This is a genomic window from Pseudomonas sp. GW821-FHT09C08 (genome assembly GCF_059418125.1).
Genome location: NZ_JBWKPG010000007.1, coordinates 1 through 19767 on the forward strand (window position 1 = coordinate 1; position 19767 = coordinate 19767).

The window sequence follows — 19767 nt, forward strand, 5'->3', positions numbered from 1 at the left end:
ATGGTAGTGTGGGGTTTCCCCATGTGAGAGTAGGTCATCGTCAAGATTAAATTCCAGAACCCCTGTTTGCTAACGCAAACAGGGGTTTTGTTTTGGGCGGTCGAAAAGTAAGTTGATCGCCGTGGCCCCCGCCATCAGCTCAAGCCGTCCTAACCCCGCGACTCCCCCTATCTGGTATGTCCATGTGGGGCCCCAAGCCCCGACAAATTTGCACAGTTATTTCTGAACCAGACCACTAGAATAGGCACCTAACCTTTTTTAGAGTCAGAGCCCTATCTATGCCCGATCCGGTTGATGCCCCTGAGGTGTCGGATTTACCACTGGACGACCTGGTGGCATGCCATGAGTGCGACTTGCTGATGCGCAAACCCAAGCTTGCCCTTGGCGAAAAAGCCCAATGCCCGCGTTGCGGTTACGAGCTGTACGCTCACCGCCACAATGTCGTTGAGCGAAGTCTCGCCTTGGTGCTCGCGGCGCTGTTGCTGTACATCCCCGCGAACTTTTTGCCCATCATGCAGCTCAATCTACTCGGGCAGTCCTCGGAAGACACCGTGTGGAGTGGCGTGGTCGGCTTGTTTGATACCGGCATGCAAGGTGTCGCCGCCGTTGTATTCCTGTGCAGCATGGGGATTCCCTTGCTCAAGCTGCTCTGCCAGCTCGCAGTCCTGCTCAGCATTCGTTGGAAGGTGGGCCGCAGCTATGGGCTGTTGCTGTACCGCATTTACCACCACCTCAAAGACTGGGGGATGCTGGAGGTCTACCTGATGGGCGTACTGGTGGCGATCGTAAAGCTCGCCGACATGGCCTCTATCACGGTCGGCTTGGGGCTCGCGTGTTTTGTCAGTCTATTAATGGTTCAGGTACTGCTTGAGGTGGTGATGTCGCCCCACCAGGTCTGGCAAGCGTTGTCAGGAGAAGATGATCATGCGGGCGATTGATGCAGGCATTCTGATTTGTACCGAATGCCACGAGTTGAACAAACAGGCAGCGGACACCGATGAGCAAACCTGCACTCGCTGCGGTGCGCTGATCCATGCCCGGCGTCCAAACAGCCTCACCCGCACCTGGGCGTTGTTGATCACGGCGGCCATTTTGTATATCCCCGCCAACCTGCTGCCTATCATGACCATCAATTCCCTCGGCCAGGGTGATCCCAGTACCATCATGGCCGGTGTGATCCAGTTGGTGCAGCACGGTATGTTTCCCATCGCGGCGGTGGTATTTATCGCCAGTATCCTGGTGCCCACGTTCAAGCTGGTAGGCATTGGCCTGCTACTGTTCTCTGTACAGCGCCACCAACCGCTGTCCGCGCAACAGCGCATTGTGATGTACCGCTTCATCGAATTCATTGGACGTTGGTCCATGCTGGATATCTTCGTGATCGCCATCCTGGTGGCGGTTGTAAACTTTGGGCGACTTGCCAGTGTCGAGGCAAACCTCGGCGCCGCGGCGTTCGCCAGTGTGGTGATCTTGACGATGCTTGCCGCAGTAACTTTCGATCCCCGACTGATTTGGGATAACACGGAGTCGGACGACGACCATGAGTGATTTGCCTAAAGCTAAAACCCGCCCGGCCTCCAACTGGTCGGCCATTTGGGTGTTACCCCTGATTGCCCTGATCATCGGCGGTTGGTTGGGGTGGCGCGCCTATTCCCAACAGGGCATCGAGATCCAGGTGCGCTTTGAAAGTGGCGAAGGTATCCAGGCCAACAAAACGGAAGTGGTCTACAAAGGTATGTCCGTGGGCAAGGTCAAGACCTTGGCCCTGGACGACGAGGGCAGTAACCGTGGGGTGATTGCCACCATCGAGATGAACAAGGACGTCGACCAATATCTCAAGACCAATACGCGCTTCTGGCTGGTCAAGCCGAGTGTCAGCCTCGCCGGTATTACCGGCCTGGAAACCTTGGTGTCGGGTAATTACATCGCCGCCAGCCCGGGTGATGGTGAGCCCACGCGCAAATTCAAGGCGCTCTCCGAAGAGCCGCCGTTGTCAGACGCCAAGCCCGGCCTGCACCTGACCATCAAGGCCGATCGCCTCGGCTCGCTGAACCGTGGCAGTCCAGTGTTCTACAAACAGATCCAGGTTGGCCAGGTCAAAAGCTACCTGCTTTCCGAGGACCAGAGCACCGTAGAGATCAAGGTCTACATTGAGCCGACCTACGCGAGCCTGGTGCGCAAACACACACGTTTCTGGAACGCCAGCGGCATCAGCATCGACGCCAACCTTTCCGGCGTGAAAGTACGCAGTGAATCGCTCTCCAGTATCGTCGCCGGCGGTATTGCCTTCGCCACGCCGGAGAACCGCAAGGACAGCCCGCCGACGGATCCGAGCCTGCCGTTCCGCTTGTATGAAGACTTCGACGCCGCCGCTGCTGGCATCAAGGTCAAGGTCAAGCTCACCGACTTCGAAGGCCTGCAGGCTGGACGTACGCCCGTCATGTACAAAGGCATCCAGGTCGGCAGCCTGAAAACCTTGAAGATCGACCCTGACCTGTCCAGCGCCAATGCCGAGTTGACGCTCGACCCATTGGCCGAAGACTACCTGGTGCAGGACACCCAGTTCTGGGTGGTCAAACCCTCCATCTCCCTGGCGGGCATCACCGGGCTGGAAGCCCTGGTCAAGGGGAACTACATCGCCATTCGCCCTGGTGACAAAGGCAGCGCGCCGCAACGCGAATTCGTTGCGCGGGCCAAGGCACCGCCGCTGGACCTGCGCTCTCCAGGCCTGCACATGGTGCTGTTCACTGACAACCTCGGTTCCCTGGATGTCGGTAGCCCGATTCTCTATAAACAGGTCAAGGTCGGTTCGGTGCAGAGCTATCAGTTCTCGCGCAAGAACAAGCAACTGGTGATCGGCGTTCATATCGAGAAGGAATACGAAAACCTGGTCAACGGCTCGACGCGTTTCTGGAATGCCAGCGGCGTCACCCTGACCGGCGGGCTCACTGGCGGCATCCAGGTGAAAAGTGAATCCCTGGCCAGCTTGATGGCCGGCGGTATCGCCTTCGAAACCCCGGAACCCAATGTGCCGCTGAAAAAACGCATCCCGCGCTTCCGTCTCTTTGCCGATCGCGAGGCCGCCAATCAACGCGGCACCCTGGTGACCATCAAGGTCGACCGCGCCGATGGCATGCGTCCTGGCACCCCGGTGCGTTTCAAAGGCCTGGATGTCGGCAAGATCGAGAGCGTCGACCTGAGCGCCGATATGCAGTCGGTGCTGCTCAGCGCGCGCATCACCCAAGTGGCGGATCGCATCGCGCGTGTCGGTAGCCAGTTCTGGGTGGTAAAGCCTGAGCTGGGCCTGATGAAAACCTCCAACCTGGAAACCCTGGTTACCGGGCAGTACATCGAGGTGCAGCCGGCGGCGAAAAATGCCGGTCCACAGAAGAGCTTTGTCGCGCTGGATCAGCCGCCTGAAGCGGTCCACCAAGAGGCAGGCCTGAGCCTGACACTCAGTGCCGCACGGCGTGGTTCGTTGAAGGAAGGCGTACCGGTTACTTACCGCGAAGTCACCGTGGGCAAAGTCACCGGCTACGAGTTGGGCCAGACCGCCGACCGCGTGCTGATCCACATCCTGATCGAGCCGAAGTACGCGCCGCTGGTACGCGGTGGCAGCCGCTTCTGGAACACCAGCGGTTTCGGTCTCGATTTTGGCCTGTTCAAAGGCGCGACGGTACGCACCGAGTCGTTGGAGACCCTGGTCTCCGGCGGTATCGCTTTCGCCACGCCGGACGGTGAGCGCATGGGCAACGCCGCACGGCCGCAGCAAACCTTTCCGCTGTTCGACAAGTTCGAAGAGGAATGGCTGACTTGGGCGCCTAAAATTCCGCTCGGCAAGTAAACCGAGGCGAGGCTATCGCGGGCAAGCCCGGCTCCCACAGTTGACCGGGTTTTCCTGTAGGAATGCGCTCGAATGTGGGAGCCGGGCTTGCCCGCGATGAGGCCCTCAGCAACACCAAAAAAAAGGCCGCGATCCATAAGATCGCGGCCTTTTTGCATTTCACTGCAGCCGATCAGACTTCATCCAGCTCCGGCTCGTCCGCCTGCACATTCACCGTCGCCTTCACCACATCGTTACGACGGATGTACTTCCAGTCCGCCTCATCAATGTAGATCCCATTCGGCCCGCTGCCGCCTTCCAGGTCGATCGCCACTTGGGCAGACACTTGCGGTTTCACACTGGCGAGGATCGGCACAAAGCCCAATTGCAGACTGGTTTCGAGCAGCGCCGCCTGGTTCTTTTCATCGATATCCGCGGCCTCGTCGAGGTAGTACGGCAAGCGCACGCGCCCGGCCTGGTCACGGTCCATCAAGTGCAGCAACAAGTACATGTTGGTCAGCGCCTTGATGGTCATGGTGGTGCCGTTGGATGCCGCGCCGTCGATGTCGGTGTGGATCACCGGCTGGCCATGCACCTTGGTGATCTCGAACGCCAGTTCGAACAGGTCCTTGAGGCCCAGCTGGTTATGGTTGGCGGCCACCAGGCGGGCCAGGTATTCCTTGGCCTCTTCGTTCTTGTTGTCCTGCTCGGCGCTCTGGCTGAGGTCGAACACCGACAGGGTCTCGCCTTCTTCATACTGACCGGCACTGTGGATGATCTGGTCGATATGCTTGAGGGCTTCCTTGTTCGGCGCCAGCACGATGCGGAAGCTTTGCAGGTTGGACACCTGGCGCTTGTTGATCTCGCGGTTGAACAGCGCCAACTGGTGTTCCAGGCTGTCGTAGTCACTGCGGATATTGCGCAAGGTCCGCGCGATGTCGGTTACCGCCGCACGGCGGGCCTTGCCCAGGGTCAGGGCTTCGTCGGTGCGGTGGGCATAGGCGTTGATCAGCAGTTGCAGGCGACGCTCGACGTCATCCTCGCTGTCGAACTTGGCCACGCCCTTGAGGCGCACCTGGGCGTACAGCGCTTCGATCTGGCCATCAGCGCGCAGCAGGCCTTGCCAGCTGTCCTGATAGTCATTGAGCAGCGGCAGCAGGTTGTCCATGGAGTCGTCGACCGGGTCCATGAACGGCGTGCCGAATGGCAAGTCCGCTGGCAACAGCTGGCGGCGGCGCAGTGCGTCGTCGAGGGTGCGTTGCTTGGCTTCCATATCACCGATTTGCCGGCCGACCAGTTGCAGCTTGGCCGACAGTTGCTGGACACGCTCGGTGAAGGCATCACTGGAGCGCTTGAGCTCATCCTGCGCGGCTTCCATCTGCGCCAGGCTTTCCAGTTTCTCGTCTTCTTCGGCGCTCAGGGTTTGCGCGCGGCGGAAGTCTTCCAGCGCCTTCTGCGCGTCCAGCACCTGCTGATACAGCGCCTCGGTCTGAGTCTTGCTCGCGGCGCGGTCAGAGGCTACGGCCTGCTGGGTCTTGAGTTGCTTGAGTTCTTTTTCCAGGCGCTCTTTCTGGTCGCGCAATGCCGCGCGATCCGCCAGGGCCTGCAAGGCCGGTGGCTCGATGTGCGAGATGTCGATGGACAGGCCCGGCACTTCGAAGCGCTCGCCCTTGAAGCCATCGAGGATCAGCTCCAGGGATTTGACCCACTGCCCGTCCTCGTCCAGCGTGATGCCATGCTCACCCAATGGCAGGCTGAACAACGAGCTGTTGAACAGGCGCATCAGGCGCTCGACATCCTGCTGTGAGAATTCTTCGCGCAGTTTGGCGTAGCTGTTGTTGTCCGCATGATCGAGCTGCTGCTTGACCGACTTCAGGCGTTTTTCCAGGTCGCGCAAGCGCTCGTCGAGGTCTTCGGCGCTGAACTGCCGCGACTGCGCAAGGGCGCCCGCCAGTTCGTCGTGAGCATCCTTGGCCGCCAGCAGTTGCTGCTCGAGCACCTTCACGTCATCCACCAGGGCGAAGCGATGCTTGAGCACCGACAGCTCACCCAGCCAGCGCTGGATGCCGCTGATCTCGCGCTCCAGGCGCATCAGCTCCTGGGTGCCGCCACGCTGGTCGTTCTGCAGCGCATCCTGCTCGTTGCGATAGTGTTCGGCCTGGATCGTCAGCTCTTCCTTGCGTGCACTGGCGTAGTCCGACCAGGTGCCCAGCAGCGAGTCCAGCAGCGGCGACAGCCGATGCAGCTTGCCACGCAGGATGTCGCGCTGTTTCACGCCATTGGACAGCGCCTCGACCAGCGGGCCGGCGGCCACCAGCGAGTGGTAGTCCTGTTCCATGCGTCGCACGTCGCGGAAGGCTTCTTCGCACGCTGCGATGTAGTCCACGCTGCCCGAACGCAAGCTGTGTTCGAATGCATCGAGGAACAGCTGCTTGAGCTTGGCCGCGGTGATTTCACGCATGTGCAGCAGGTTGATAAACAGCGCGCGGAAGGTCTTCAGGCTCTGCTCGCTGGTGGAGCGCAGCGGGATCAAGGTCAAGTCCAGCGGGATCGACGTATGACCGCCGACCAGCAAACGGCGCAGTTCATCCGGCTTGAGTTCGTAGGCTTTCAGGCCTTCGCGCTCAAGGTTGGTGAACAGCTCTTTCTGGCGCAGGCAGGTATCGTTCTTCTGGTAATGCGCCAGGTCGAGCTTGCCGGCATAGGCAAAGAACTGGTGACCGAAACCGCCGCCCGGACCGCGCCCGACCACGCCGATCACGTGAGGGCCGTGGGGCAGGGACACTTCCACGAGGATGTAGCTGGTGTCGGTGGCGAAGTAAAAGCGCCGCGATTGTTCCAGGGTGTACTTGCCGAAACTCATGTCCGACATGCGCGCCAGGATCGGGAACTGCAGGGCGTTGATCGAGGCGGATTTACCCAGGTTGTTCGCGCCATACACCGACAGCGGCTCTTCCAGCGGGAACAGGCCCAAGCTGTAGCCGGCGGTGTTCAATAGGGCAAAGCGGCGGATGCCGTAGCGTTCCTTGCTCATGCATCGGTCTCCTGTTCTTCGGCAATGGCGCGGGCCAGGGCGTCTTCTTCGCTTTCGTCGGCAAAGTCGCTGAGGTCCAGCGGGTCATCGGTCTTCAGCAGTTTTTCATCGCTGTCTTCGTCGATGATCACCGGTGCCGGCAGCGGCAACACGCTGTGCACGCTGGCGGCGAGGTCGCGGTCCTGTTGCACCGACAGGCACACGTCGAGGAAGCGGTGCATCGGCGGCAGGAAGCGGTAGATGCCGTTGTCTTCGCTGGCAAAACCCAGCTGGGTCATGCGGCGCATGATTTTTTCTTCGAGTTCTTCCTGGGTCTGCACTTCGGCCTGGATAAACAGGTCGCGGTACTTCTCCAGCAGCGATGGCAGCTCATCGCGGCCGAGGCTGCCACCGTCGAGCACGGCGATCGGGTCACGGCCCTGGTCGGCCAGGTGCTCGACGATGATGAAGGTGAACAACGCCAGGCGCTGGGCAGTCTTGTTGACCTGTGCGCTGGCAATCGCCGAATCCGGCACGAAGTAGTAGAAACCACGGGTGTCACACACCAGCTCAAAGCCCAGGGCCTTGAACAGCGTGCGGTACTGGTCCTGGAAGTTCGACAGTTGCGCGTACAGTTCCGGGTCGCGGCGGCTGACGTGGTAACCCTTGAACAGCTCGCGAAAGATCGGCGCCAGCTGGGACAGTTCGGATAGATCAAGATGCATGCGAAGTCCTTACATTAGCGGTGCTCGCAGAGTTCTCGGCGGCGTCGGGCGTGGCCGGGAGCAGGGCGAATGAGCGCAGGCTGACCTGGTGCTCGTGCGTGTGGTAATCACGGCGTTCCAGGCGTTCGCGCTTGAAGCGTTTTTCGCGGGACAGGCGTGAGAACCAGTACAGCAATTCGTCGGTGGCGCCGTCCGGTTCCTGCTCCAGCAGCCAGGTCATCAGGTCCGGCATCGGCAGCGCGTCTTCGCAGCGCTCGAGCATTTCCTTGACCGTGCGTGGTGCACGCTGGGCGTCGCCCTTGTGGGATTTGTGCGCCTTGGGGAAACGCGCCGGTTTCGGCTCGAAATTCGCCAGGGCATACACATAGGCCTCGACCTGGCTGGCGCTGCCGAGGAAGGTGCTTTGCGGCCGGGTAAACATTGGCATCGCCGCCTGCGGCACGGCGTCCAGGCCCTTGCGACGGATGGCCGACAAGGCCAGCGCCGCGCCACGGGTCACGGCGTTGTGCCGGCGCGCTTCTTCGCGCAGCGGCAGCAGCAGCTCGCGGGCATGGCGCAAGGTCAGCTGGGCGCTGGTCTGCATTTCGAGGATGCGCGCGTGGGTGCGCAGCAGCATGTCGTCGTCCACCAGGTGGCCGAGGCGCTGCTGCTCGGTGAGCATGCGCAACAGCACGTTCTCGACCTTGCGCACGCCTTGTTCGAAGGCGCCGTCGGCGTTCACCAGTTGGATCATCGGTTCGACGTATTCATCCCAGGTCGCCAGTACTTCGGCGTAGCGCTGGCGCAACGGGATCTGCCGGTCGCTGGTCTTGGCGCGGTCGGCCACGGCGGCGAGGGCCTGTTCGTCGTTGGCGAGTTTTTTCAGCACGTCGCGCACGCGCATATCCAGCAGGCGCAGTTGGCGGGCCAGATCATGGCCATCACGGATGTCGAAGGCGTCCTGGATGTAACCGGCCAGGCGCTCGAGGTGGCGCAGGTAGGCTTCGATTTCCAGGCACAGGCCAAGCCGGTGCTCCTTGCGAAGATAGGCGAGGAAGTCATGGATCTGTGCGTTGAGCTCGAAACGGTTCGGGCTCTTGGCGACAGGCACCAGGATATCCAGGCGAATCCACACGTCCAGCAGGCTGGTGATGTCCTGGGGCGTGCTGTCCAGTTGTTGGGCGGCCAGTTGCGCGCGCAGCTCGCCGAGGCTCAGGGTGCCTTGGTCGAAGTGTTCGCACAGTGGCTCAAGTAAGGCCCAGTGTTCGGCGAGGGCGCGCAGGACGCGCTTGGGTTCGATCATGGGAATGGCCGGCTGGTTGGCGATTAAAAGTCGCGATTGTACTGCATCGGACGCGGGATTTATCCACAGCCGGTCAGTGCGCAGTGGGCGATTGTTACCGAACAGCGGTAGAATCCCCGCTCTTAACTTATCCACAAGTGGCCGAGCTGTGCTTATCGAGTCCCGACGTCGCGCTTACTTGACCGCCATGCAGGTGGTCAATTGGCTGCCCCGCACCGAACTGCCGTTTGCCGCGCCGTCGCGGCCCGAGCTGCTGGAGGCGTTCGAGCCCTATGAGGCCTTGGAAGCGTCCGGCGAGGAGGCTGCCGCGCCGGTCGCGGTGGTCAAGCCCGCTCCCGAGGCGCGTCCGGCGGTCGAGCGGGCCAAGATCGAAGTGCCACGCCCGTCACCGGTGGCCAAGCCGGTGGTGGCCGAAGAGGCCGCGCCGGTGGTCAAGGCTGCGGTGGTGCCGCCGCCGCGTTTTGCCCTGCAATTGCTGCGCGCCGGGCGTTGCCTGCTGCTGGTGGAATTGCCCACCGGCGAGCGTTTCCAGACGCGCGATCCTGCCTACATGTTGCTCAAGGACATGCTGCGCGCCGCCGGCCTGCCCGACAGTCCGCAGATCGTCGGCGATCCGGTGCGCTGGCCGCTGTTGGTACGCGGCACCATGGACCAGGGCCCGGAAGCCGCGCGGGATTTTGTCCAGGGCTTTGTCTCGGCGCGCCTGGAGGATGAACCCTGCGTGTGCCTGTGGCTGATCGGCCTGCCCGCCGTACGCTTTGCCGGCGAAGCGAATGCCGAGTCCTGGTACCGCGAGCTGCAGGTCGAGGGCCTGGGCTCCGTGTGGGCCCTGCCGGGCCTGGAATTATTAATGGAAGAGCCACAGCGTAAGGCTGATGTCTGGCAAGCCATGCGCCGGCTGATGGCGCGCTGGAAAACAACCGATGAGTGAGGCTTTATCCTTCCGCCCGATGACCGAGGCTGACCTCGACGCCGTGCTGAAAATCGAATACGCGGCGTTCAGCCACCCCTGGACCCGCGGGATCTTTCTCGACGGGCTGGGCAAGTACCAGATCTGGCTGATGTTCGAAGGCGAGCAGCAAGTGGGCCACGGCGTGGTGCAGATCATCCTCGATGAGGCGCATTTGCTGAACATCACCGTCAAGCCGGAAAACCAGGGGCGTGGCCTCGGCCTGGCGCTGCTGGAACACCTGATGTCCCGCGCCTATGCCGCCAATGCCCGCGAATGTTTCCTGGAAGTGCGCGACAGCAATACCGGCGCGTTTCGCCTGTATGAGCGCTATGGGTTCAATGAAATCGGCCGTCGTCGGGACTATTACCCCGCCGTGGGTGGCCGTGAAGATGCGGTCGTGATGGCCTGCACCCTGGTCGATTGATGCAGGAGCCCGGCCTGCCGGCGACGGCGGTCTCAACGACGCACTCGCCGGCAAGCCGGGCTCCTACAGGTTGACGGGGTATCAGCGGTTGCCGTCTACCGGGTCGATATCCGCCAGCTCAGCCTCATCCAGGCCATTGCCGCCGCCAATCTCGTCTTCATCGACGATGCTCAGGTCCCAATCCGCCTGCTCACCTTCGCCGGCTTCCTGGGCATCCCGCGCGCCGTCTTCATGGATCAGCGTTTCCGGGCTCATATCATCGTCCGTCGACTCATGATCATCGGTTGAAGCCCCGGTCAACCCGGCCTCGCGCACCCGCTCGTCGGGCATCAGGTGCTCACGCTCACGGCGGGGGATTTCCTCGCCGATCTCCGCCGTCGGCTCTTCCTGGTCAAAGTCCAGCTCGCGCATCTCGCCCATGCGGTCTTCGTTGTCATCAATCGGTTCCGGCTGCGTAGCGCCGTAGGGACGTCGTGATTCAGTCATGGCCAATCCTCATGCTGTGGGGCTTATAGTGTGTGGACAGGCGTCGTTCGCTAAAGATTCAAGCTAATTGGCAATCGGTATTCTTTCGCGGCGGCGTGACCCGGACGAGCGGTCGTCTGTCAAAGCTGCGCATCATTCCTGAGGCTTTCCCTGATGAACGAACTACAAGACCTGCTTGATAACAACGAACGCTGGGCGGATGCGATCAAACAGGAAGATCCCGAATTCTTCGCCAAGCTCGCCCGCCAGCAGACCCCGGAATACCTGTGGATCGGCTGCTCCGACGCCCGCGTACCGGCCAACGAGATCGTCGGCATGCTGCCGGGCGACCTGTTTGTGCACCGTAACGTGGCCAACGTGGTGCTGCACACAGACCTCAATTGCCTGTCGGTGATCCAGTACGCCGTTGACGTACTCAAGGTCAAACACATCCTCGTCACTGGCCACTATGGCTGCGGCGGCGTGCGCGCCTCGATGCAGGACCGCCAGTTCGGCCTGATCGATGGCTGGTTGCGCACCATTCGCGACCTCTACTACGAAAACCGTGACGTGCTGGCGCAGTTACCCACAGAAGAGGAGCGCGTCGACCGTCTGTGCGAGCTCAACGTGATCCAGCAAGTCGCCAACGTCGGCCACACCAGCATTGTGCAAAATGCCTGGCACCGTGGGCAGAGCCTGTCGATCCATGGCTGCATCTATGGCATCAAGGACGGCCGCTGGAAGAGCTTGAACACCACCATCAGTGGTTTCGAGCAACTGCCGCCGCAGTATCGCCTGCGCCCCTTGGGCGAAGCCTAAGGCCGTTTGCGCTCGCGCCACTGCACCATGAACTGCTGGCCCTCGGCATTCAGGGGTTCGTCGCGACCGGTGATCCAGCCCCGGCAGTTCAGTTCGCCGCAATGGCACTTGAACTGCCGGAACAACGCATCCTCGGTGCTGGCGTAATCCAGGGTCAACGGGGTGCCGGCGCCTATGGGCTGTACGGTCCAGAGTTCCAGGTAGGTGGTGTCGAAAAACACATTCGGATTGCACGAGTGCCTGAGCAGGCCGCAGAACCAGCAGTCGTATAAATGGATGCGCGGCGACAGTTGCAACGTGTGCGGGCGCCGCTCGCTCACGGCGTAGCCGGAGACCTGGGCAATTCGCATGCGCCCGTCAAACGCGATGCGTGCCTTGACCCCGCTGCCGGTACTGTCGCTACCCTGCATGACCTGGAAATGCCGGTACGACGGATAGCCTTGCTCAACGAGCAGTGTCTTGAAGGGGTACAGGCAGTCATTTGCAGCCGTTTTAGCCTTATCCATGGCCTGAGTTTTCATGACTCTCCTTGGTGGGCTGCATGGACCTGCGGATGGTGGCTGACTACCAGTCTTGCAGCAGATGGGGGCGGCACAAGATTCGCCGAAGATCGATCCGCTGGCTACTGTCAAACCTGACAGTAGCCAGCGGATTTTTTTTGTGCGCTTTATAGGGCGGGGACGCTGATTTCCGGGGCGGGGGCGGCATTCTTCAGCTGCCTGAGCTGGGCTTTGATCGCGGGCGTGGCGCATTTGGCATTCGCCTTTTCCGGCGACAGGTTGCGCACCGAGGTATAGAACAGCTCGCAGGTCTGCTCCTTACGCGTGACCTGCCACGTGTTCATGCAGGCCTTGAGCAGCACATTGGGATCACTCGCCGGTTTCTGGCCCATCCCGGCCTGCCAGCAGGCTGCGCTCAGGTCCTGGCCCATCACCGTCAGGCCGGCTTCATCGGCTTTCTGTTCATTGCCGTCATAGCTGGCGGGGTCCGCCGCATACCAGATGTAGCTCGGGTGATTGGCGCCCAGTACCGAGACACTCTTGCCTGCGGCCGGGCTGATCTGCACAAGGCCCAGTACCGCCACGGACGGCCCGTATTGTTGCTTGATCCAGGCGCGCACCGGCGAACCGAACGCCACCATCGGTAACGAGCCGTTGGCCGGCAGGCTCAGCTCCCGGACCATGCGCGTCTGGTAGTCGGTGAAGTAGCCATAGACGTTTTCCAGGTCCTTGCCCGCCGTGGACGGCGCTGCAATGGGCGCTATATCGATGATGGTCTGGTAGGCCGGGGTTTCGCCGGCCGGCACGCCATTGTCAGTGAGCAACGTGGCCCAGCGGTCGGAGGTGGCCGATTCCAGGTAGTCCTGGGCCTGGGTCAGCGAGTAATCCGGAGGGAAATGCAGCAACTCGATGCTCTTGCGCTTTTCCAGGGCCATGCCCAGCGGCAGGAACAGGTACCAGTTGTAGGCCCACTTGCCGTCACTGTTGAGCTTGCTGGCGCCCTGGTAGGCGAGGTCGGCGGTGTCGAGCAGCGCGGTGAGTGGCTTGCCATAGTCGTCGGGCACACCGCTGAAGGTGGCCGAGAGCTGGCCGTCATGGGTCTTCACGCTGACCTTGGCGCGACTGTAACCGTCACGCTGCAGGCTCTGGTTCAGGTAATGCTCCACGGTCTGCTCCAGCGTCCATGGCCGAAAGCAGATCACGTTGCAATTGTTGGGGAAGGCGAACAACTGGGTGACGCGTTGCGTGCTGCCCAGTGGTACCTCGATATCAGCCTGTACGACCGCACTCGCCAGCAGTGCGGCCAGGGTGCAGGACAGCCTGGTCGGTATAAACATGCTTGATTCCTTGTCAGCGAAGGCCCGTCTGCGCGGGATGAAAGCGCCACCCTTCAAACAGTAGCGGCTGACCAGGAAAACGCGTGCTAAATCGCCAGGCGTGTCGCTATTGGATAAGAAACCTACACGTTGAACTGCAATGCATTACTCAGGTCACCCATGGGTTTCTGGCCGCGGGCGATCATCGCGTCATCGCGCTGCTTGAGACCGTCGAGCGTCTCCAACTGGAAAACCCGCGTAATCAGCCGCAGGATCGACGCGGTGTCGTAGACCGTATGGTCGACCGTGCCTTTGCGTGCAAAGGGCGAGACCACCAGTGCCGGAATCCGCGTGCCCGGGCCCCAGCGGTCGCCCTTGGGCGGCGCCACGTGGTCCCACCAGCCGCCGTTTTCATCGACCGTCACCACCACCACCATGTTTTTCCACTGTGGGCTTTCCTGCAGCACCTTCAACGCACGGGCGATATGCCGGTCGCCAGAGGCCACGTCGGCATAGCCGGCGTGCATATTCAGGTTGCCCTGGGGCTTGTAGAAACTCACGGCCGGCAGCTTGCCCGCCTGGGCGTCGGCGAAGAACTTGTTGGTGCTGGACTCATCGCCCAAGCCGCCGTCACGCAGACGCTTGTCACGCTCTGCGCGGTGCTCGGGGCCTTGCTGCTTGAAGTAGTTGAACGGCTGGTGGTGGTACTGGAAGTTGGGGATTTTCGGAATGCCGCCCGAATCCTTGAACTGCTCCAGCGTGGCCTGCCAGGCGCCGGCGTACCAGGCCCAGTCGATGTTCTTTTTCGACAGCTTGTCGCCGATGTGCTCGTGGGTTTGCGGCACCAGCACGTTGGGCAGGTCGGGTTTGGAATAGTCCGGGTTTTCCGGGTCGCGGATCCAGGTTGGCCAGTAGGGCGGAGCCAGGGTGTTTACGCCGTAGCCGTCCGGCGTCAGCGCACTGGGGCCGAACTGCGGCGGGCCGGTCATGGTGCTGGCCGGGGACTTGTCCAGCGGCTTGAGGCGCGGGTCGGTGGGATCCTCGCTTTGCAGCGTGGCAATCTGCGCCTTGGCCACCGATTGCGCGGCATTCGGATAAAACGGCGCAGTGGCGCTGATCAGGTATTGGTGGTTGAGGAACGAGCCGCCGAACGCGCCCTGGAAGAAGTTATCGCAGAGCACGAACTCCTTGGCCACGTCCCACAGGCGCAGGGAATAGCGGCTTTGCGCGTAATGGCCCATCACCAGGCCACCGGAATCGCCCCAGGCGACGAAACCGTCATTCTTGCCGCCGTTGATCTGCATCTGGTTCTGGTAGAACACGTGCCACAAGTCGCGAGTGACCAGGCTCAGGGGCAGGTCCTCGGCGTTCGGACCCTTGAGGGCGAACGGCGCGTTGGGCAGGTTTTCCTGGAACTGCACCTCGTTGGGATAAGTCACCCCATCCACGCTTTGCGGGCCGACTTGCAGCACGCCGCCCCAAGCCGGGGGCAGGGTGGTCAACAGGTTGCCATCGCGATCGCGCTGCTGGTATTGGGCGGCGGAAAGGGCCGACAGCGGTTTCTCCAGGCCGGGGAAATCCGCAAACAGGTTGTTGAAGCTGCGGTTCTCGGCGTAGATCACCACCACGGTTTTCACCTGGTCGCGCAACGCCTTATCCAACTCCTGCGGGGTTAGTGGCCGCGTCACCGGCTTGCCCGGGGCTTCGCCGGTATTGCCACAAGCACTCAAGGTCGCGCCGACCCCCAATACCGCCGCGCCCCCTAGGAAGCGCCGGCGGCTGGTGTCTACCGGCGGTTGGGCTGCGGAATCTGGGGCAGGGCGGTCTTCGTGCTCGTCACTCATTGCGGGGAGTCCTTGCGGGAGATTGTTGCAAGATATTTCGCAGGACGGTAGCAACGCAATGTGACGGAATTAAGGCAGCTGCAAGCTGCAAGCTGCAAGCTACAAGCTGCAAGCTACAAGCTACAAGCTACAAGCTACAAGCTACCAGCGTGAGGCTTGCGGCTTGAGGCTTGAGGCTTGAGGCTTGAAGCTTGAAGCTTGTAGCTGTGACCTACGGCATGACGGGGGGGAGATATTTCAGCGTCGTCCCGAGTGCCCATAGCAGGAACAACACCAGCGGCGTGTGTACCAGCAGTTGCACGAACGAAAAGCCGATCAAGTCTCGCGCTTTCAGCCCCAATACCCCGAGCAGCGGCAGCATGTAGAACGGGTTGATCAGGTTCGGCAGCGCCTCGGCCGCGTTGTAGATCTGCACCGACCAGCCGAGGTGGTATTGCAGGTCATTGGCCACTTGCATCACGTAGGGCGCTTCGATGATCCACTTGCCGCCGCCCGACGGGATGAAGAAGCCCAGCACCGCCGAGTACACGCCCATCAGCAGGGCGTAGGTGTCATGGGAGGCGATGGAGGTGAAGAAAGTCGAGATATGGTGCGCCAGGGTCTGGCCGTCGCCGCCCTTGACCACCGTCATCAGGGCGGCGATCGAGCCGTACAGCGGGAACTGGATGAGTACCCCGGTGGTGGTCGGCACGGCGCGGGCCACTGCGTCGAGGAAGCTGCGCGGGCGCCAGTGCAGCAGGGCGCCGACCATGATGAACAGGAAGTTGTAGGTGTTCAGCCCGGAGATCGCACTGATCGCCGGTTTGGTCGAGAACTCATGGAACAGCCAGCCGGCCGCCAGCAGCGCCAGCAGGATGGTCAGCAACGGGCTGTGTTCCAGCCATTCGCCCGGGCGAGTGGGAGGCTGCGGCTTGGGCAGGTTGAAGGCCGGGTCGACGCCGCAGGCCTTGGCGTCACGCGCGCTGTTCGGGCCCGGGGCGGTGGCGTAGGCGATGATCAGCGAGACCACGATCAGCGCCAGCAGCAACACGCCGGATTGCCACAGGAAGATGGTCTCGGTGAACGGGATCATCCCGGTGATCGACAGGATCGACGGCGGCAAGCTGGCCGGGTTGGCCTGCAGTTGCGCGGCCGACGACGACAGCCCCAGCGCCCACACTGCGCCCAGGCCCAGATAGGCCGCCGCACCGGCTGCGCGGTAGTCCATGCGCAAGTCCGTACGACGCGCCAGTGCGCGCACCAGCAAACCGCCGAACACCAGGGACAGGCCCCAGTTGAGCAGCGACGCCACCATCGAAATCAACGCCACCCAGGCCACGGCGGAGCGGCCGTTCTTCGGGATGCGCGCCAGGCGGTCGATCAGCTTGACCGCCGGCGGCGAGCTGGCAACCACGTAGCCGCCGATCACCACGAAGGCCATCTGCATGGTGAACGGAATCAGGCTCCAGAACCCATCACCAAACGCCTTGGCGGCCTCGGTCGGCGCGGCGCCCATGCCCAGGGTCGCCACGGCGACGATGATCACGGCGAGGGCGGCGAACACCCAGGAGTCGGGGAACCAGCGTTCGGCGAAATTGGAACAACGCAGGGCAAATCGGGCATAGCGGCTTTCTTCGATAGCATCGGCCACGAGTCTTTCCTCTTGTATTTATTATGGTGTTGGCAGTTTTACGGCATGTTCCGCTACGGCCATTCATATGGGAATGCAGTTATCTTCATCGATCCATGAGGAAAACAAATATATCTGCCGCGATTGCCATCATCCGGCCCAGCTCATAACCTGCACGCCATTTTGTTTGTCTGCCGAGCCATCACATGACTGCCACCTTTTCTCCACAGGCGCAGCGTTTTTCCCGCTCCGACTACAAAACCCTGGGCCTGGCCGCCCTCGGTGGCGCGCTGGAAATCTACGACTTCATCATCTTCGTATTCTTCGCGCTGACCCTGAGCCAGCTGTTTTTCCCGCCGGAAATGCCCGAGTGGCTGCGCCTGCTGCAAAGCTTCGGGATCTTCGTGACCGGCTACCTGGCACGCCCGCTGGGCGGCATCCTGATGGCGCACTTTGCCGATCACTTGGGACGCAAGCGCGTGTTCAGCCTGAGCATCCTGATGATGGCGTTGCCCTGCCTGCTGATCGGGATCATGCCCACCTACGCGCAAATCGGTTATTTCGCGCCGCTGATCCTGCTGGTGCTGCGGGTGCTGCAAGGTGCCGCGGTCGGCGGTGAAGTCCCCAGCGCCTGGACGTTCGTCGCCGAGCACGCGCCGCCGCACCATCGCGGCTACGCCTTGGGCTTCCTGCAGGCCGGCCTGACCTTTGGCTACCTGCTCGGTGCGCTGACCGCGACGCTGCTGGCGCAAGTCTTCACCCCGGCCGAAATCCTCGACTACGCCTGGCGTTTTCCCTTCCTGCTCGGCGGTGTGTTCGGCGTGATTGGCGTGTGGCTGCGCCGCTGGCTGAGTGAAACCCCGGTATTCCTCGAAATGCAGGCCCGCCGCCACGCGGCTGCCGAACTGCCGCTGCGCACGGTATTGCGCGACCATCGCGCCGTGCTGCTGCCAGCGATGGTCCTCACCTGCGTGCTCACCTCGGCCGTGGTCGTGCTGGTGGTCATCACCCCGACCATGATGCAGAAAACCTTTGGCATGAGCCCCAGCCACACCTTCGCCTTGAGCGCGCTGGGCATCGTCTTCCTGAACATCGGCTGCATCCTCGCCGGCCTGCTGGTGGACCGCATCGGTGCCTGGCGCGCGGTGCGGGTCTACAGCGTGTTGCTGCCGCTGGGGGTCGCGCTGCTCTACGCCAGCCTGATCAACGGGGGCGTGTGGCTCGGCGCGGCCTACGCCGTGGCGGGCTTGAGTTGCGGGGTGGTGGGCGCGGTGCCGTCGGTGATGGTCGGGCTGTTTCCGGCGCCGGTGCGGGTGTCGGGAATTTCCTTCACCTACAACATCGCCTATGCACTGTGGGCGAGCACTACGCCGCTGCTGCTGATTGCGCTGATGCCGACCAGCCCGTGGATTTGCGTGGGGTATTGCGTGGTGATGGGCGCAGTGGGGGTGGGAAGTGTGGCGCTGTTTGGCAAGCGCCACACCCTGGTTGGCTGAAACTCAGGTCAAAAAGTGCCAGAGCAGCAGGGTACCGATCAGGCCGACGACCGACACAATCGTCTGCAACACCGACCACACCCAGATCGTCTGCTTCAACTGCAGGCCAAAGTACTCACGCACCATCCAGAACCCGGCGTCGTTGACGTGGCAGAAGAACACCGAGCCGGCGCCAATCGCCAGTGCCACCAATGAACTCTGGGTGGCGGCCAACCCGGCCATCATCGGCGCAAGGATACCGGCGGTGGTGGTCGTGGCGACCGTCGCCGAGCCGGTGGCCTGGCGCAACGCCACGGCAATCAACCAGGCCAGCAACAGATACGGCATGTGGGCGCCTTCGGCGACTTTGCTGATGGTCTGGCTGACGCCGGCGTCGAGCAGGGTTTGCTTGAGGCCGCCGCCGGCGCCGATGGTCAGCAGCAACACGGCGATGGGCGCGAGGGCCTTGCGCAGGGTGTTGCCGACTTCGGCGCGCGGCATGCCGGCGGCCCAGCCCAGGCAGATCACCGCGGCTATCACCGCGAGGCCGAGGGCGATCAGCGGTTCACCAAGGAATTTCAGGGTCAGGCCCACGGTGCTTTCCGCCGGCAGGGCGACTTTGGCCAAGGTGCTGCCGAGCATCAGAATCACCGGCAACAGGATGATCAACAGCGACACGCCAAAACTCGGCTGGCGCGGCGCCTTGGGCGGTGCACTGAACAGTGCGCCGATGTCGGCCGGCTCATCCACGTGCAGGCGCTTGGACAGCCAGTTGCCGTAGAGCGGGCCGGCGAGGATCACCGCCGGCACCGCCAGGCAGAAGCCCAGCAGCATGGTCAGGCCGAGGTCGGCGTGCAACGCGCTCACTGCAATCAGCGGCCCGGGGTGCGGTGGCATCAAGGCGTGCAGGGTGGTCATGCCCGCCAGTGCCGGGATGGCGATTTTCAGCAGCGGCTGGTTCGAACGCTTGGCCATCACAAAGATGATCGGCACCATCATCACCAGGCCCACTTCGAAGAACAACGGCAGGCCGATCACCATCGCCACCAGCGCCATCACCCATGGCAGCGACTTGCCCTTGCCCAACCCCAGCAGGGTGGTGGCGATGCGGTCGGCGGCGCCGGATTCCGCCATCAGTGCGCCGAGCATCGAGCCCAGGGCAATGATAATCCCGGCTTCACCGAGGATCGCCCCGGCGCCTTTGCTGAAGGCCTTGGCCACTTCTTCCGGCGGCAGTCCGGCACCGACCCCGGCGATAAAGGTGCCGATCAGGATCGACAGAAATGGTGGCAACTTGGTCGCGCTGATCAGCACGATGATGCTGGCGATGGCCAACAGGACGCAGAACATAAGGCGGGTGTCGTGAACCATCCACGCGGCAGTCGATAACTCCAAAACGGGACTCCTTATCGAACAGGTTGGGAAAGTTGTTTCTTTTTGTTTCCTGCTCGAAAAGCATACCTGATACAACGGTTCCAGAGCGTACCTGTGCGATTTTGGTGCGCTCGACAATAACGTGC

The 19767-nt window shown here is 62.1% G+C and carries 16 protein-coding genes; 7 read left to right on the forward strand and 9 right to left on the reverse strand.

Annotated elements, in window-relative coordinates:
- Window positions 1–278 precede the first annotated feature (278 nt).
- The 3 genes from AC07OJ_RS22680 to AC07OJ_RS22690 are packed head-to-tail and all read left to right on the forward strand — an operon-like array spanning window position 279 to window position 3844.
- Complete coding sequence (locus AC07OJ_RS22680; protein WP_201143478.1) at window positions 279–938, forward strand: paraquat-inducible protein A; 660 nt, start codon at window positions 279–281, stop codon at window positions 936–938.
- Window positions 925–1548, forward strand: a complete 624-nt coding sequence (locus AC07OJ_RS22685) for a paraquat-inducible protein A (RefSeq protein ID WP_065900398.1) — start codon at window positions 925–927, stop codon at window positions 1546–1548. Before AC07OJ_RS22680 ends, AC07OJ_RS22685 begins: the two co-directional genes overlap by 14 nt.
- The gene (locus AC07OJ_RS22690) at window positions 1541–3844 is read left to right on the forward strand and encodes a PqiB family protein (RefSeq protein ID WP_120447558.1); all 2304 of its coding nucleotides are present in this window, start codon (window positions 1541–1543) and stop codon (window positions 3842–3844) included. Before AC07OJ_RS22685 ends, AC07OJ_RS22690 begins: the two co-directional genes overlap by 8 nt.
- A gap of 172 nt (window positions 3845–4016) precedes the next feature.
- Here AC07OJ_RS22690 and mksF read toward each other — a convergent pair whose 3' ends face one another.
- The 3 genes from mksF to mksB are packed head-to-tail and all read right to left on the reverse strand — an operon-like array spanning window position 4017 to window position 8843.
- Window positions 4017–6857, reverse strand: coding sequence for an Mks condensin complex protein MksF (mksF, locus tag AC07OJ_RS22695; RefSeq protein WP_495095246.1), 2841 nt, complete (start codon window positions 6855–6857; stop codon window positions 4017–4019).
- Entirely contained in the window at window positions 6854–7561 is a 708-nt protein-coding gene (gene mksE / locus AC07OJ_RS22700) for an Mks condensin complex protein MksE (protein WP_012722059.1), read from the reverse strand. Before mksE ends, mksF begins: the two co-directional genes overlap by 4 nt.
- A complete protein-coding gene (mksB, locus tag AC07OJ_RS22705; protein ID WP_065900405.1) occupies window positions 7551–8843 on the reverse strand; it encodes an Mks condensin complex protein MksB in 1293 nt (430 codons plus the stop codon). Before mksB ends, mksE begins: the two co-directional genes overlap by 11 nt.
- A gap of 187 nt (window positions 8844–9030) precedes the next feature.
- Between mksB and AC07OJ_RS22710 the strand changes: the two genes are divergently transcribed.
- Together AC07OJ_RS22710 and rimI are read left to right on the forward strand one after the other, a co-directional pair.
- The gene (locus AC07OJ_RS22710; RefSeq protein ID WP_315413639.1) at window positions 9031–9774 is read left to right on the forward strand and encodes an energy transducer TonB; all 744 of its coding nucleotides are present in this window, start codon (window positions 9031–9033) and stop codon (window positions 9772–9774) included.
- On the forward strand, window positions 9767–10219 hold the full coding sequence (gene rimI / locus AC07OJ_RS22715) for a ribosomal protein S18-alanine N-acetyltransferase (RefSeq protein ID WP_003188286.1): 453 nt from the start codon (window positions 9767–9769) through the stop codon (window positions 10217–10219). Before AC07OJ_RS22710 ends, rimI begins: the two co-directional genes overlap by 8 nt.
- Before the next feature lie 81 nt (window positions 10220–10300).
- Here the strand turns inward: rimI and AC07OJ_RS22720 are convergent, their stop codons facing one another.
- On the reverse strand, window positions 10301–10705 hold the full coding sequence (locus AC07OJ_RS22720; protein ID WP_106805246.1) for a serine kinase/phosphatase: 405 nt from the start codon (window positions 10703–10705) through the stop codon (window positions 10301–10303).
- A 153-nt stretch (window positions 10706–10858) separates the two neighbouring features.
- Here AC07OJ_RS22720 and can point away from each other — a divergent pair, with 153 nt between their 5' ends.
- Window positions 10859–11503 carry a carbonate dehydratase gene (gene can / locus AC07OJ_RS22725; RefSeq protein WP_025856499.1) on the forward strand — a complete coding sequence of 215 codons (645 nt, stop codon included), beginning with the start codon at window positions 10859–10861 and terminating at the stop codon, window positions 11501–11503.
- Here can and AC07OJ_RS22730 read toward each other — a convergent pair.
- The 4 genes from AC07OJ_RS22730 to AC07OJ_RS22745 form a co-directional block, all read right to left on the reverse strand.
- Window positions 11500–12024, reverse strand: coding sequence for an SET domain-containing protein (locus AC07OJ_RS22730; RefSeq protein ID WP_065900411.1), 525 nt, complete (start codon window positions 12022–12024; stop codon window positions 11500–11502). The genes can and AC07OJ_RS22730 overlap by 4 nt on opposite strands.
- A 146-nt stretch (window positions 12025–12170) precedes the next feature.
- Window positions 12171–13340: a hypothetical protein gene (locus tag AC07OJ_RS22735; RefSeq protein WP_495095247.1), complete on the reverse strand. Its 1170-nt coding sequence runs from the start codon at window positions 13338–13340 to the stop codon at window positions 12171–12173.
- Window positions 13341–13462: 122 nt separating this feature from the next.
- Complete coding sequence (locus AC07OJ_RS22740) at window positions 13463–15163, reverse strand: acid phosphatase (protein ID WP_495095248.1); 1701 nt, start codon at window positions 15161–15163, stop codon at window positions 13463–13465.
- Between the two features lie 211 nt (window positions 15164–15374).
- Entirely contained in the window at window positions 15375–16793 is a 1419-nt protein-coding gene (locus AC07OJ_RS22745) for a short-chain fatty acid transporter (RefSeq protein WP_065900417.1), read from the reverse strand.
- Between the two features lie 185 nt (window positions 16794–16978).
- Between AC07OJ_RS22745 and AC07OJ_RS22750 the strand changes: the two genes are divergently transcribed.
- On the forward strand, window positions 16979–18268 hold the full coding sequence (locus AC07OJ_RS22750) for an MFS transporter (protein WP_065900419.1): 1290 nt from the start codon (window positions 16979–16981) through the stop codon (window positions 18266–18268).
- 3 nt (window positions 18269–18271) lie between these two features.
- Here AC07OJ_RS22750 and AC07OJ_RS22755 read toward each other — a convergent pair whose 3' ends face one another.
- Window positions 18272–19642, reverse strand: coding sequence for a GntT/GntP/DsdX family permease (locus AC07OJ_RS22755; protein WP_106805243.1), 1371 nt, complete (start codon window positions 19640–19642; stop codon window positions 18272–18274).
- Between the last annotated feature and the right edge of the window lie 125 nt (window positions 19643–19767).